The sequence below is a fragment of the Bacteroides intestinalis DSM 17393 genome, from assembly GCF_000172175.1.
GTDB lineage: Bacteria > Bacteroidota > Bacteroidia > Bacteroidales > Bacteroidaceae > Bacteroides > Bacteroides intestinalis.
The window spans coordinates 3,400,256-3,415,722 of record NZ_ABJL02000008.1; the positions used below are offsets into that span (position 1 = coordinate 3,400,256).

Consider the following 15,467-nt stretch of genomic DNA (forward strand, 5'->3'; position numbering starts at 1 on the left):
TTTAGGCGTTAAAATTACAAAAACAACCAATAGAAAACAAGGATTTTTCCCATTATTATACTTCAAATAGCATTTCCTGTCAGCTTCATTCTTTTTTTAATTATTTGTTTGTCTTTACAAATGAGAACTTTTATTTGTAATTCTCACAACACTTACTCCTTACATACTCCTTACCTACTCCTAATTATAGAACAAGGAGAAGGTAGGTATCAGGTTAGTCTAAGCCTGGTAGTACATACGTAGAAGTGCTGGTCACAATCCCCAAAGGAAAGTTTGTCTTTTTACTTTCCAAAGGAGTTTAAATATCATCAACTAAAGTAGATATTCTATCATTTCTTTGCATTTTGATGGTTTTTAAAGGTTTTATGGCTATTATCAAACCTCCTTTTGCCAAATAATCGCTAATCTTGCATCAGAAACCAAAGGTTAACTAAATCATGAGAAAGAAATCATTCATATTATTCCTGTTACTCATAAGTCATGTTTCCCTATTCAGTCAAAATTCTCTGACTGGAGACGCCTTACTGGAAAAGCAAATTTATGAAACCGGATTCATTCATGCCCCGCTACCTTTGGACACCTCCCGTTCTTTCGAAGAAAATGCGTTGAAAAAAGAGGTATTATCCAGTCAACCGTTTACAGAAACAGACAGTACAAACGGATGGACCCATTCCGGAACTGGCAGTATGGCTTTCTCTAATGAGAAATCCGTATCCGGCAAAGGTAGTATTCGTCTGACTTTTCCAACCGATACAGGAAAAAGAGCAGTCGGTTCTCCTTCCGACCCGGACTATGCAACTTATGGAAATAGCGGTATCACCTATCATGTCAATGGGCAAAATTGGGAGAAATATAACAGAATCGTTTTTTCCATCTATCCGGATTGTGACGGCGCACGTGTAGTCAACATGAATCTGACCTTCACAAACGTTAATTCCACAACCAAGGAAGGATACAATCATCCCAGTGGCTCCCACCTCATCAATCTGGTCAATAAAACATGGAATCACTGTTTTCTTGATATAGACGAATATCAACGGGATAAAGTAATGTCTATTCGTTTCGACACAGCTCTAAAAGGGAAAGACCGGACCACAGGTGATTCTGCCATTTATTACATTGACAATATCCAATTACAGCAAATCAAAGCCCCCGGAAAAGTAAGCGGATGGACTCCAACAGAAGATGCCATCATCTATTCTACAACGGGTTATACAACCAACAGCCAGAAAACCGCTCTCGTTCATAGTTTATTATGTAATCAGCAGACCGTATTCCAACTGATAAACTCTGCTACTAAAGAGGTGACATATGAGGGGGCATTGCAACGAAAACAAACCACCATCGGAGAATTCGGAGTTATTGACTTCACTGCCTTCAATCAACCGGGAGATTACCAACTGAAAGTAGGTAAAATCCTGACTCCAACATTCCGGATAGACGAAAAGCTATGGGATAATTCTCTTTGGAGAGTATTAAATTTCTTATTCTGCCAACGCTGCGGGCATCCCGTTCCCGGTAAACACGCGGCTTGCCACACGGATTTATTTTCCAAACATGATGGGAAAAGTATTTCTTATTCAGGGGGATGGCATGATGCAGGCGACTTATCACAACAGACGTTACAAACCGGAGACGTGACCTTTGCCCTGCTGGAAGCATACAATCGGTTCAAAACCCAAAATACTCCATTGGCTGCCCGCTTACTGGAAGAAGCGGAATGGGGAATTGAATTTATTCTGAAAAATCGCTATGGGGACGGATATCGTGCCAGCAGCATGGGATTGCTCATCTGGCAGGATGGTATACTGAATACAAAGGATGACATCCATTCTGTACGTGTTCAGAATATGGCATTCGACAACTTCCTGTATGCAGGATACGAAGCATATGCCGCAATGACCATAGACCGGGACCCGATGTTGCAAGAACATTTGCGGAAAATAGCGGAAGAAGACTTTTCTTTTGCCATAGAAAAATTCCGGAAAGATGGTTTCGACTCATTCAAGCAGATGTATGAACATAGTTACAATACCTCCGAGAGCCAATATATGGCAACTATATCCTGGTCTGCCAGCATGCTCTACAAACTGACTGGAAAATCTTGTTATGCAGAGACAGCCGCAGAAGCCATCCGGTATGTGCTCGACTGTCAGCGTACGGAACCTTTAAAAGATAAAGATAAGACCCGTGGTTTTTTCTATCGGAATCCATCACGGAAATCCATTGTGCACTATATCCATCAATCGCGTGAACAGGTTTACATGCAAGCCATGACGTTACTTTGTGAAACACAACAACAGCATCCTGATTATCAGAAATGGGCAAATTCCATACAACTCTACGGTAATTATCTGAAAAGTTTAATGAAATATACCCAGCCTTACGGAATGATCCCGAGTGGAGTATACCATGCAGAAGAGTATAAAGATTCTACGAGCTTTTACGCCCTTCACCTCTTTCCACCATCCAATGCACAAGATCTGTACACAGAGCAAGTGAAACGGGGAGTCAAGCTCGACAAGGAGCATTACCTGAAACGTTTCCCGGTATGGTTCAGCATTTTCAACGGCAATACAGCTATACACCTCTCTACCGGAAAGTCCGCTGCCATTTGCGGCAATTTCCTTAAAGATGAAGAATTGCTCGGTATCGGTCGGGAACAGCTCTACTGGACAGTCGGGAAGAATCCATTCGGTCAATCCCTGATATATGGCGAAGGATACAACTATCCGCAGATGAACAGTTTCTCCTCCGGAGAGATGACCGGCGAAATGCCTGTCGGCATCCGTACATTGGGCAATGGTGATATTCCTTACTGGCCGCAGACCAACAACGCATGTTATAAAGAGGTATGGGTCACATCGGCAGGAAAATGGCTATCACTGATTGCTGAATACGAATAAAAAAGTTATTAACTATATAAATTATGAATGCTATGAGAAGTATAAAATTCTATCTTATTCTATTGTTTGCTATCTGTACATTTGCGGTAAATGCTCAGACTCCCCAAGGGTATCCGGCTAATTATGCCAATGGTCCCCGCTTCAAGGCACTGGTTTACTATACTCAACATGCAGAAGAGGCACACTATCAATTCTCCTTGCAGGCAGTAGAGTTCTTCAAAAAACTGAATTACGGTGACGGTTTTGTACTGGATATTACCATGGATCTGTCTCAATATAGTTACGAACAGCTGAAAGAATATAGCGTAGTGGTTATGCTCGATGGCTATCCCAATACAAAAGCCGAACGCGATGCTTTTGAAAAATACATGGAAAACGGAGGCGGCTGGGTAGGCTTCCATGTAGCCGCCTATAACGACAAGCACACAAATTGGCCTTGGTTTGTAGATTTTCTGGGTGGCGGGGTTTTCTATTGCAATAACTGGCCCCCTCAACCTGTACTGGTTGAAGTTGACAATGAAGAACACCCCGTCACCAGAAATTTACCCATTTCTTTTGTGGCTCCGTCAAGTGAGTGGTATCAATGGAATCCCAGTCCGAGAACCAATAAAAACGTAGAAGTACTTCTTTCCATTTCCCCTAAAAACTATCCATTGGGCATAAAGGACGTGGTTAATTTCGGTGATTTCCCCATCGTATGGACCAACACCAAGTACAGAATGATCTATCTGAACATGGGTCATGGCGACGAAGAATTCATTGATGCCACACAAAACCTTTTGTTTGTAAACGCCTTCCGTTGGGTAGTCAGCACTGATAAGAAGGGAGACCCGTTCAAGAAATAAAAGTCAGCAAATACCCAATACTGAATGAAAAGCTCAACATTACAACGGGTAGCGGCTGTGGATGTATTCCGCGCCCTTACCATGTTCTTCATGCTTTTTGTCAATGACATTCCCGGTTTGAAGAATGTCCCGCACTGGCTGATGCATGCCGAAATGAACGAAGATATGATGGGATTCTCTGATACGATATTTCCCGCATTCCTGTTCTGTATGGGGATGTCTATACCTTTTGCCATTCAAAATAGAGTTAAAAAAGGAGATACAGCTTTACAAATCATCTCTCATATATCTGAACGTACAGTTGCCCTGATAGCAATGGGCTTATTTATGCTCAATTGCAGCGATGTAGGCAGTATATCTTATCAATGGTTCTCCATACTGATGGTCATTGTTTTTTTCCTGATATGGAATGTATACCCTCACACCGAAGGTCCTGGGAAATATGTGTTCAAAGGGATGAAAATCCTTGGCATTATTCTATTAGCATTCCTCGTTATATATAAAGATGTACATGGCTCTCCATTTCAACAAGGTTGGTGGGGCATCTTAGGACTGATCGGCTGGACCTATGCCGTATGTGCTGTCATTTATCTGTTTACCCGGGAGAGTCTTTGCAAAAATACAATTGTCTGGATAGTCATCATACTACTTGCTGTTGTAAGTCACTCCGATTTAATTCCCTGGGGATACGGCAGCCGGATTGTGTTACTCTCTTTTATTCCCAGCGATTGGACATTGCATGCATTCGGTATGTCCGGCATCATCACTTCCCTGATTATGTTGAAGTATGCCGACCGGAAGCATCCGGATAAATTCTTGTATATCCTTTTTGGCCTCGGCATAGTGATGTTCGTATTAGGATTATTCTCTCATCCCCATTGGATTATCTCTAAAATACAGGCCACTCCTACCTGGTTGTTCTATTGCCTAGCTATGTTCTTCCCACTATTTGGAATATTCTACTGGTTGACGGATGTGAAAGGAAAAGCTTCCTGGTTCAATATCATCAAACCTGCGGGAACGGCCACACTCACCTGTTATGTAATACCTTATCTGTGGTATTCCATACAGCAATTACTGGAATGGTACTATCCACATGCGCTATACAGCGGTATCCCCGGACTACTAAAATCACTCGTATACTCTCTCATCATTGTTATAATTGCCGGACTACTGGCTAAGGTTAAAATAAAACTGAAAATATAATCCGAACAATTACAGAATATGAAAAGAAACAAACTCCCCGGAATTATACTCCTTGCATGCTGCGCTCTGTTTGCTGGTATGCAAGCAAATGCGAAGGGTATAGAAGTTCGAAACGGAAACATCATCCTGGACTTTAGTACAAAAATCGCATCACAAACTTCTGCCGGAACATATACCATAAAACGATCTACCGGAAGATTCAGCGAATACCAGACGATTGGTAGCACGTCTTCAACAACATTTATTGATAAAAAAGTCAAAGGGAATCCCCATGATTATTATTATCAGATAACAGACAAGAAAGGTAACCTCTTGGCCTCAATGGCTATGGATACCGAAGTATTCGGCGACTATGTATACATATATAGTGATACGGACCGTAAAGTGGACGTAGGGAATGAGATTAATGCCATTCATGAACAAATGTTCGGCAAGGAGTTCAGTCCCAACCGCTATGCCCTCTTATTCAAAGCCGGTGATTATAAGGAAGCCGGACTGCTGAAAGTCCCATTCTATGTACATCTGGCAGGATTAGGAAAAACACCGTTTGATGTGGAAGTTTCTAATATACACACCCCTCCCCACTTAAGCAATGGCAACGGAACGTGTACTTTCTGGCGTTCTGCAGAGAATCTTTCTGTGATCGGACCGGAAACCTATGATGAAGAGGAAACTTTCAAATGGGCTGTATCTCAGGCTGCACCGATCCGACGTATTTACTCACAACGTGTCGTACGCAACCAATGGGAAAACGGATGGGTAAGCGGTGGTTTTACTGCAGATTGTTACTTCGATGCTGCTGCCGGTTCTAAAAACCAACAACAATGGTATACCCGAAATTCCTTTTTGAACAAAGGACGAGGAGAATTCGAAGAAATCAAATACAATTATTGTTTTCAGGGTGTTGAATTAGGTACAGAGGTAGATATCAAAGCCTATCAGAACAATTGGGACAAGGGAGGTAATGTAACTTTTATCCCCACCACCCCAATCATACGCGAAAAGCCATTCTTATTTATCGGCGACGACGGAAGATACAAAGTATTCCGTCCGGCACTGAAACACGAACACAAAGGAGTCTCCTACAGCCGCACTGACATGGGCGAAGGTGAAATTCTGGATTTACTAAATGAATTTTATGTAGTGAAACCGGGTGTCTCAGCCGAATACATGAATAAACAACTCGTAGCAGGCAAACATCTGCTTATAACTCCCGGCATGTACGAGCTTTCAGAACCACTCCATGTCACCCGCCCCAACACCATTATACTGGGAATCGGATGGGCGACTCTGATTCCGGGAGAAAAGAATTCCGATACGGCAATTCTGGTAGAAGATGTAGACGGGGTAACGATTGCCTCTCTAATGTTTGATGCGCATTACACTTCCAATACCCTGATTCAGGTTGGTACGGAGAAAACAGCTCAAAGACATACACAAAATCCGATTCTGCTCACCGACCTGTTTTTCCGGATTGGCGGATTCCGTCCGGCAAAGGTGTACGTAGACCGTGCAGTTGAACTAAACAGCAATGACGTGATTGGCGACCATTTCTGGATATGGAGGGCAGATCATGGTGTTCGTGGCAGTGTAGGCTGGGAAATCAATACCACCCGAAACGGTCTGGTAGTAAACGGCGACCATGTCACCATTTACGGCTTATTCAACGAGCACTTCCAGGAATATCAGACTTACTGGACAGGAGAACATGGACGAACTTACTTTTATCAATGCGAAACGCCCTATGATGCTCCCTCACAGGAATACTATATGAGCGAAAACGGCACACGCGCCGGATATGCCGCATATAAAGCAGCTGATAACGTGAATACTCATGAAGCTTTTGCCTTCGGCATTTATGATGTACTACATAACGAAATAATGATTGAGAATTCAATAGAAGTACCCGATAAAACCGGTATAAGAATGTATCACATGTGCAACAACACCCTTTCGGGAGGAGGCGCCAAAGGTTTCAACTATATATTGAATGGCATAGGAAAAAGTACCTATAAGACGCACCACGATTACAGGGCATATATAGATGAATTCATAGGAAAACGATAACAGAACAGCAAAGATTCCTCTCTCACTCGCATTGTTGTCATAGCCAATAAACTTTTTGTCAAATCTAACTGACAACTATATATACATATCAGTAGATGCTTTAAAAGGAATGATGTTTTCAGGTAGAAAAATGAGGCTGTCTAACAACTAAAGTTAGATAGTCTCTTTTTTTGTAAAATCCTCTTCTATTGCCTATAAAGCTTGTTTAACCTGCACCATTCATTGTCGGGAGTTAGAAGGAATTATCAGCCAACAAGTTGGCTCTAACTCCTTGAAATGAAAGAGGCGTGACTCTGAATTATATAGGTTAGGCGGTATGTTTTTGGGAAAATGATGTATTTTGGAATTTCCTTGATAGCTTTTAAACCTATGCGACATTAAAATGCAAATATAAGTGTTTTTTTAAACCTCAAATGTCATTTTTTCACCCACTACTGGAAAGAAATCTCCATACATTTGTGAAAATTCTAACACTAATGATTTTAACACTTAATGATTTTATTTAATTTTAATGCTATGGGAAAGTTATGCAGATTACATCTCCTTTTGTTGGCTTTGTTGCTACCGGGAGTGTCCTTCGCACAAAATCTTTTTAAAGTGCAAGGTTGTGTTACTGACGAGCAGAACGAGCCACTTATCGGGGCTACCGTGCAGACTATAGACAAGTCGAAAGGCACGATAACAGATAGCAGTGGCAACTATGTTTTGTCGGGAGTTCCCAAGGGTTCAACCTTGGTGTTTTCGCATGTCGGCTACAAGTCGAAAGAAGCAAAGGCAACATCGACTTCTCTTAATGTTGTTTTGGAATCGGATGATGAAATGCTTGATGAAGTGGTTGTCATTGGCTACGGCCAGCAACGTAAGGTGACGCTGACGGGTTCTGTCTCCAACGTGGGTGGTAAGGAACTTCTCAAATCGCCAGCCGCATCGCTTGGTAACACCCTTTCGGGTAAGCTCCCAGGTCTCCAGTCGGTGCAGTACACCGGCGTTCCCGGTGCCGACGACCCTGTCATCCGCATCCGTGGTGTCGGTTCGTTCAACAGCGCCGAACCTCTCGTGCTTGTCGATGGTGTCGAGCGTGAGTTCAGCCAAATAGACCCGAACGAGGTGCAGGACATTTCTATTCTTAAGGATGCTTCTGCTACGGCTGTCTTTGGTGTGCGTGGTGCCAACGGCGTTATTCTCGTTACAACTCGTCGCGGCGAGATGGGCAAGCCTACCATCACACTGACAACTTCAGTAGGTCTTCAGCAGATTTCTAAATTCCTTGAACCGGCAAACTCCTACGAGTATGCAACAGCTTACAATCATGCTCAGGAAGTGGAAGGAGTAGCCGAAGACGGATGGAAGTTCTCGAAGGAAGCTATACAGCATTGGAAGGACATGGATATGCCCACCGTTTATCCAAGCACCAACTGGTTCAAGTACTTGATGAACGACCACGCATGGCAGGAACAATATAATATTAATGTGTCGGGTGGTACTGAACGTGCCCGCTATTTCGTTTCTGTCGGTATGCTCAATCAGGACGGTCTTTTCAAAACCTTCGACCAAGGTGATGACGCAAACTTCAAATACCGCCGTTACAACTTCCGTGCCAACCTCGATGTAGATTTCTCTAAGCTGAGTACGCTTTCTATCGGCATCGGTGGACGCATTGGCAGACGCAACTCTATCGGTAATGGTGAGTATAACGGTCAGTCAGGTGTTTTTGGTGTTGAGGGTCTTCTCAACAATGGTACGCCAATGTCAGGCTACGGTCTTGATAGTGAGGGACGTCGTATTATTTCCGACCCTAATCTCGTTGGCGCAGTTGGCTCCGATGGTCTCGGCCTTATCTACGAGCAGGGTTATACTACTCAGCGTCAGAGTGTTGTAAACCTCGACCTTCAGTACAAGCTCAAGCTCGACTTTATCACCAAGGGGCTTGATTTCCGTATCAAGGGTTCTTACAACTCTGACTATACACAGCAGAAAGCACGTACTACCGGCGGTGGTATCAGCTACAAGGCCACCATTGCTAAGGGTGAATACGAAGAAAACGGTTCTCCAAAGATTGTTTATGTCCGTCAGGGTGACTCATGGCCTCTTGGCTATGAGGAGTCCAAATGGGGTGGTAGAAACTGGTATGCAGAGGCGAGTCTCAACTATACCCGCAAGTTCGGTGACCACAATTTCGGTGCGCTCGTTCTTTATAATGAATCTAAAAACTACTATCCCGGCGGTGTCTACAATTCTATCCCTCGTGGTTATGTAGGTATGGTAGGCCGTATCACCTACGACTACCAGACTAAGTATATGGTAGACCTCAACATGGGCTATAACGGCTCAGAGAACTTCGCAAAAGGTAAGCGCTTTGGCTTTTTCCCTTCTGCTTCTCTCGGCTGGATAATCTCTTCTGAAAAATTCTGGGAGCCTATCCGTAATGTTGTTTCCTATTTCAAACTTCGCGGTTCTATCGGTAAGGTAGGTAATGACCAGGGTGTCGGGCGTTTCCTCTATCTGCCTGGCACATGGCAGTTCTACAACAACAACGGTGGTGCATGGTGGACCAACGACCGTACAGGTAACTTCGGTACCAACAACGGTGTGTTCATGCCCGGCGCACGCGAATCCAGCAACGGTAACCCCGATGTCACTTGGGAAACAGCCACCAAGCAGAATTATGGTGCCGATGTACACTTCTTTGGAGGTCGCTTGAATCTCGGTGTAGACTTCTTCTGGGAAGACCGCAAGAACATCCTTATTTCCAACGAAACAAGCATCGCAGGTATTTCCGCTCTCAAACCCAACTCCGTCAACTTCGGCCGTGTCAAGAACCATGGTTATGAAATTACCCTACGCTGTACCGACCAGATAGGTAAAGTGAACTACTCGATAGCTCCTACATTAGCTTTCGCACGCAACAAGGTTGTGGAAATGGCAGAAGTGAAGAAGGAATTCCCACACATGTATCACACTGGTCATCCTGTAGGTCAGCCTTTCGGCTACGACTTCTTTGAGTTCTATGTTCCTGGTGAAACCGAACAGCGCTACAAGGAAGTTTACGGTGTTGACATGCCAGACCAGCAGATTACATTGCGTCCTGGTGACAGCGTATTCGTTGACCTCACAGGTGATGGTAAGGTGGATGCTAACGATGTACATGCTATCGGCTACAGCGATATTCCTGAGTATACTGGTAGCATAAACGCAACGCTCAACTGGAAAGGTCTCGACTTCTCCATGACTTGGGTAGGTGCCACCCACGTCAACCGCCAGCTCAGTTCTTTCTATACTCCAGCCTTCGGTACTGGTAACCAGTCAATGCTCAACAAATGGGTCTATGACAATTCTTGGACCGAGAATAACCCCAGTGCCAGCCTGCCACGTATCTCTCTTGAGAAATCGGCACGCGAGCATAACGGTTCACTTTCAGACCCATGGATGGTCGATGCATCGTATATCCGTCTGAAGAACCTGGAGATTGGTTATTCGTTCCGCATACCCGGTGTGCCCATCAACAACATCCGTGTTTATGCCAATGGCTATAACCTTCTTACTTTCACAAGCTTCAAGGCCAATGACCCGGAGGCACAAGCCGGCTTTGGCAGCACACGTTATCCTATGACTCGTGTTTACAACTTCGGTATCAACTTAAACTTCTAACATTCAAGACAATGAATCTTATAGAAAAAATAAAAACTGCTACTATTATATGTGTAGCTGGTGCCATGATAGGGATGGGATCGCTGAGTTCCTGTGTCGATGATATCAACATCGGAAATGACTTCCTCGACAAGCAGCCAGGTGTCGACGTAACCGTAGACTCCATCTTTGCCAAGGGAGAGAATGCAAAGCGTTTCCTCTGGCACATGTACGGTGCCATGCATAACCCTTTCACCTATACAGGTGCAGTATGGTATTCTCACCCCGATGCCCTTACCGATATTTGCCAGTCGTACTGCGGATGGCACAATCTCGGAAAGTACTACGGTGGTGACCTTACCGAGACCGACCAGGATAACGGCGGTCTTGTCAAGTTCCCCTTCATCGCCAACGGTGACGGCAATGGTCGTGCAGGCATCTGGCGTACCATCCGTGAGGGTTGGATTTTCATCGAGAACATCGATCGCGTTCCCGACTTGAGCGAATCAGAGAAGAGCCAGCTCCGTGGTGAGGTGTACGTCATCATGGCATCGCGCTATCTTGATGCTTTCCGCAACTTCGGAGGTCTTCCAAAAGTCGACCGCTCATTCGTGGCTACTGATGTTGTAGATGGCAAGCGCATGAGCGTAATCGAGACAGCAGTGTTCATCGACGAGCTTATCCAGGGCGCCATCAACGAACCGGGTCTTCCTTTCTTTGTGCAGGATCAGGCCACCAACTCCGGACGTCTGACCAAAGGCTCAGCCTATGGTCTGCGTGTAAGGCTGTGGAACTTCGTGGCTTCGCCTCTGTTTAACAGTGACAAACCTTATCTTGAATTCACTCGCAACGAGGAGAATCAGGACCTCAACCAAATATGGGCTGGCGGCTACAAATCCGAACTTTGGCAGAAAGCGCTGAAAGCTTGTGAGGATTTCTTCCAAGCCAATAGCGCCAACGGCAACTATTTCGCCCTTGTACAGCCCACCGGTAACAGTGAGCAAGACTATTGCAACGCTTTCCGTGCCGCCTACTGGTTCCGTGGCAACAGCGAGAAGGTGATTGAAGTTCATGCTGGTCCGGGTACAGACGCTTGGAATGGTGACTGGAACGTACAAGGTATGGATGAGTTCGGTATGGCTCTCTTCACCCTCGAATATATGGAAATGTTTGGTATGGCAAATGGTCGTAACTTCCCTTACGACGACGTATTCAATACCGATAACACCAACAACGTAGACATCTTTGCCAACCGCGACCCACGTCTCTACGAGACAATGGTGGTGAATCGCAACAATCTTGCCGAGCAATATCAGGGGCTTTCTAGCACCGAGATGTGGCAAGGTGGCAATGTTGACCAGACCTTCAATCCTGCTGTTACCGACAATCCATGGTCTACCCGTATGAAACTGTTCAAGTATCTCCGCGACAACGGCTATGCAGCATACTATCCGACCAACTTTGCTTATCTGCGTATGGCTGACATTCACCTTTGCTACGCTGAGGCACTCGCACAGACAGGCAATCTGCAGAAAGCCTGCGACGAAATGAATAAGGTACGCGCACGCGTAGGTCTTGGTAAGGTAGAGATTATGAATCCAGAGCTCAACCTAACCACCAACAAAGACAACTTTATCGATCAACTCCTTAAGGAACGTGCCTGTGAGTTCGGTTATGAAGACTCCCGCTGGTATGACCTCATCCGCTACAAGAGATCCGACATATTCAAGAAACAGGTACACCAACTGCGTGTATGGCGCAAGGATGCCAACGGCAACAAGATGAATCCTGCCGACTACAATGGCGACACGAGCCTCGAACCCGGTGAACCTTGGCCGAACTGTATCTATGAGAAGATACCTTGTACCAACAATACCCGTGTATGGTGGGATACCGGCAACCAGACGAGCAAGTGGACCGACAAATGGTATCTCGCGCCTATTTCACGTGATGAGATCAACAAGGGCTATGGTCTGAACCAGAACCCAGGTTGGTAATCCAGATTTTAAAAATCAATAAGACTTATAAAATATGAATATAAATAGAATGTTGATGCTTGCGACTGCTGTTGTCTCTCTCACAGCAAATGCGCAGGTAAAACTCGACGATAAGAATGCAAATGCCTATGATTTGGGTTACGGCGTGGAAATAAGTAATTTCCTCAGCACCGCTTCTGCAACCACAATCACAGGTGAAGAATTGCAGCAGACCTCGGCAACTAACCTTGCCCAGGCTCTCTATGGACGTCTGCCAGGTCTAACAGCTCTATCGCAAGGCGGCTTCTCGGGCGACGAAAATAAGGGTGCCTCGTTTAATATTCGTGGCTATCACACGCTTAGCGATAAAAGTATCCTCATCCTCGTCGATGGCTACGAGCGTCCCATCGACCGCCTCAGTGTAGAGGAAGTGGAGAGCGTTACCATCCTCAAAGATGCTGCCGCTACGGCACTTCTTGGCCATGAGGGTATCAATGGTGCTATACTTGTGAAGACAAAGCGTGGCGTTGAAGGCAAGACACACGTCAAGGTGAACTACAGTCATAAGTTCCAGTTCGACCCTGAATTCGCAGACATGGTAGATGGTTACGGATATGCTAATGCGTTCAATCGTGCCCGTCACAACGACGGACTCTCTGCCGCATACACCGAGCAGGAGCTTAACCTCTTCAAAGACGGTTCCGACCCGTACTTCTATCCTAACGTGAACTGGCGCGACCTTACTTTCAAGAACACTGCCGAGGAAGACCATGCATACGTTTCGGTGTACGGAGGTACGAACAAGGTGAAATACTACACCCATATCGATTATACCGATGTGCGCGGTGCTTTCAAGGACACCAAGCTGCCGGACTACAATACGCAGTTGCGCCAGTCGAAGGCCAATATCCGTACCAACCTCGACTTCAACATCACCAACACAACTCTCATGTCGGTGAACCTCTTCGGTATGTTCCAGGAGACCAAGCGGCCCTCCGACATCGGTGCTGACGATGCTACAGCTGCTATCTACCAACTGCCGGCAAGCGCTTTCCCCTACAAGACCTCAACAGGTATCTGGGGTGGTAACGAGGCATACGGTGATGCCAACCCCATTGCCAAGATTCAGGAGTCCGGTTTCTACAAGACCCATCAACGTCAGCTGTGGGTAGATGCCAAGCTGTCTCAAAAACTCGACTTCCTGCTCAATGGTCTGAACGTATTTGTCAGTGCCGGCTATGCCAATTCGTCGATTTATGCGGAAAATTCGCACAAGGCACACCAGTATGGCTACGAGCGTTACACCGGTACCATTGGTGACAAGAACAACGTAGCTCTGAACCCATTCGGTAACAAGGAGACCAACCTCACCTTCAGCACCTGGAATGCCGGTCAGTGGTGGAAAGCAAAGGCCAGTGTAGGTATCAATTACAAACGTTCGTTCTTCGACAACGACCACTTCAATGCTACCGTTGTGTACGACAATAGTGGTGTGAGCACTGATGGACGTGGAAACACCTTCTATCGTCAGAACATCATGGGAGTCTTCCACTACGATTTTCAGAACCGCTACGTTGCCGACCTTGTGCTTGCAGGTAACGGCTCCTGCCGTACCTATCCTTCAAAGTGGGCATTCTCACCCACACTGTCGCTCGGCTGGATTTACGCTGACAACAACGATGCTCTGCTCAACTACGGTAAGTTGCGTGCATCGGCTGGCATCCAGCATACCGACTATATGCCTACCTATGGCATGTGGCTTCCCACATGGGATGTTTCGCACGGTTATGTGATTATTGGTAACAACTACGGTGCTACATGGGGAGCATCGCTTGGCTCCTTCCCAACTACCAATTTCTCGCAAGAGACATCTACGAGCTTCAACCTTGGTACTGACCTTCGTCTGGCAAATGCTCTTGACATCTCAGTTGATGCTTTCTACCAGCTTCGCAGCCACATCATGCTCTCTGCAAGCAATGAGAATTCATCGGTGGTTGGTATACAGTCGTCATACAACGATGTTGGCGAAGTTAAGAGTTACGGTTTTGAGGTAAGTGCCAAGTATGTGAAGAAAATCACTTCCGACCTCAATCTCAACTTGGGTGCCAACTTGTCGTGGGCACGCAATGAGGTGAGCAAGTATATCGGCACACCGACCTATCCGCTGAGCGACCCTGTAGGCCACCGTGTAAACGAGGCATGGGGACTCAAGTCGGCAGGCTTTTTCAAAGATCAGACCGACATCAACTCCAGCTATCGTCAGGAATACTCTACCGTAAGCCCTGGTGACATCAAATACCAAGACCTCAACGGTGACCAGGTAATCAATGAGTTCGATGTTACCAGTCTCAATGGTGCTACTGATATCCCTGAGCTCAACTACGCCTTCAATGTCGGTGTAGAATATAAAGGCTTCGGTCTAAACGCATGGTTCCAAGGCACTGGCAACTACATGAAGTATCTTCCGTCAGCAATATGGGGTGGCATGGCCGATAACGGCAACCTTTCAGTGGATTACTACAACAACTGCTGGGATGTGGCTGGCAACAATGCTCTCTACCCGCGTCTGACAACTCTGAACAACAGCAACAACAGCCAGAAAAGCAACGTATGGTACAAGCCTGTTCACTTCTTGAAGATGCGCAACATCGAGGTTTACTATAAAGTGCCTGCAACGGTGCTCTCGAAACTCTCTCTTACCGCAGCCAAGGTATTTATTCAGGGCGAGAACCTTCTTTCCTTCGACAATATCGACGCTATGGATGCTGAGGTACTTTCGACAGCATATCCCATGTTCAAGGGTGTCAATATAGGTGTCACATTAACTTTCTAATAAAAGA

Annotated in this window: 7 protein-coding genes; all 7 read left to right on the forward strand. The window is 45.6% G+C overall.

Translation table 11 applies throughout. The annotated features are described in order from the left end of the window. Nucleotides 1–437 precede the first annotated feature (437 nt). The 7 genes from BACINT_RS23025 (at nt 438) to BACINT_RS23055 (ending at nt 15,460) form a co-directional block, all read left to right on the forward strand. On the forward strand, nt 438–2,906 hold the full coding sequence (locus BACINT_RS23025) for a glycoside hydrolase family 9 protein (protein WP_007667842.1): 2,469 nt from the start codon (nt 438–440) through the stop codon (nt 2,904–2,906). 32 nt (nt 2,907–2,938) lie between these two features. Next, nucleotides 2,939–3,751 carry a ThuA domain-containing protein gene (locus BACINT_RS23030; RefSeq protein WP_021968369.1) on the forward strand — a complete coding sequence of 271 codons (813 nt, stop codon included), beginning with the start codon at nt 2,939–2,941 and terminating at the stop codon, nt 3,749–3,751. Nucleotides 3,752–3,775: 24 nt separating this feature from the next. Next, nucleotides 3,776–4,957 (forward strand): DUF5009 domain-containing protein, encoded by a 1,182-nt coding sequence (locus BACINT_RS23035; RefSeq protein WP_007667847.1) that lies wholly within the window; start codon nt 3,776–3,778, stop codon nt 4,955–4,957. An 18-nt stretch (nt 4,958–4,975) separates the two neighbouring features. Continuing rightward, nucleotides 4,976–7,024 (forward strand): hypothetical protein, encoded by a 2,049-nt coding sequence (locus tag BACINT_RS23040; RefSeq protein WP_007667848.1) that lies wholly within the window; start codon nt 4,976–4,978, stop codon nt 7,022–7,024. A 516-nt stretch (nt 7,025–7,540) separates the two neighbouring features. Further along, nucleotides 7,541–10,672, forward strand: a complete 3,132-nt coding sequence (locus BACINT_RS23045; protein ID WP_232288784.1) for a SusC/RagA family TonB-linked outer membrane protein — start codon at nt 7,541–7,543, stop codon at nt 10,670–10,672. 11 nt (nt 10,673–10,683) lie between these two features. Next, complete coding sequence (locus tag BACINT_RS23050) at nt 10,684–12,648, forward strand: RagB/SusD family nutrient uptake outer membrane protein (RefSeq protein ID WP_007667850.1); 1,965 nt, start codon at nt 10,684–10,686, stop codon at nt 12,646–12,648. Nucleotides 12,649–12,682: 34 nt separating this feature from the next. Next, nucleotides 12,683–15,460: a SusC/RagA family TonB-linked outer membrane protein gene (locus BACINT_RS23055; protein WP_007667852.1), complete on the forward strand. Its 2,778-nt coding sequence runs from the start codon at nt 12,683–12,685 to the stop codon at nt 15,458–15,460. Nucleotides 15,461–15,467 lie beyond the last annotated feature (7 nt).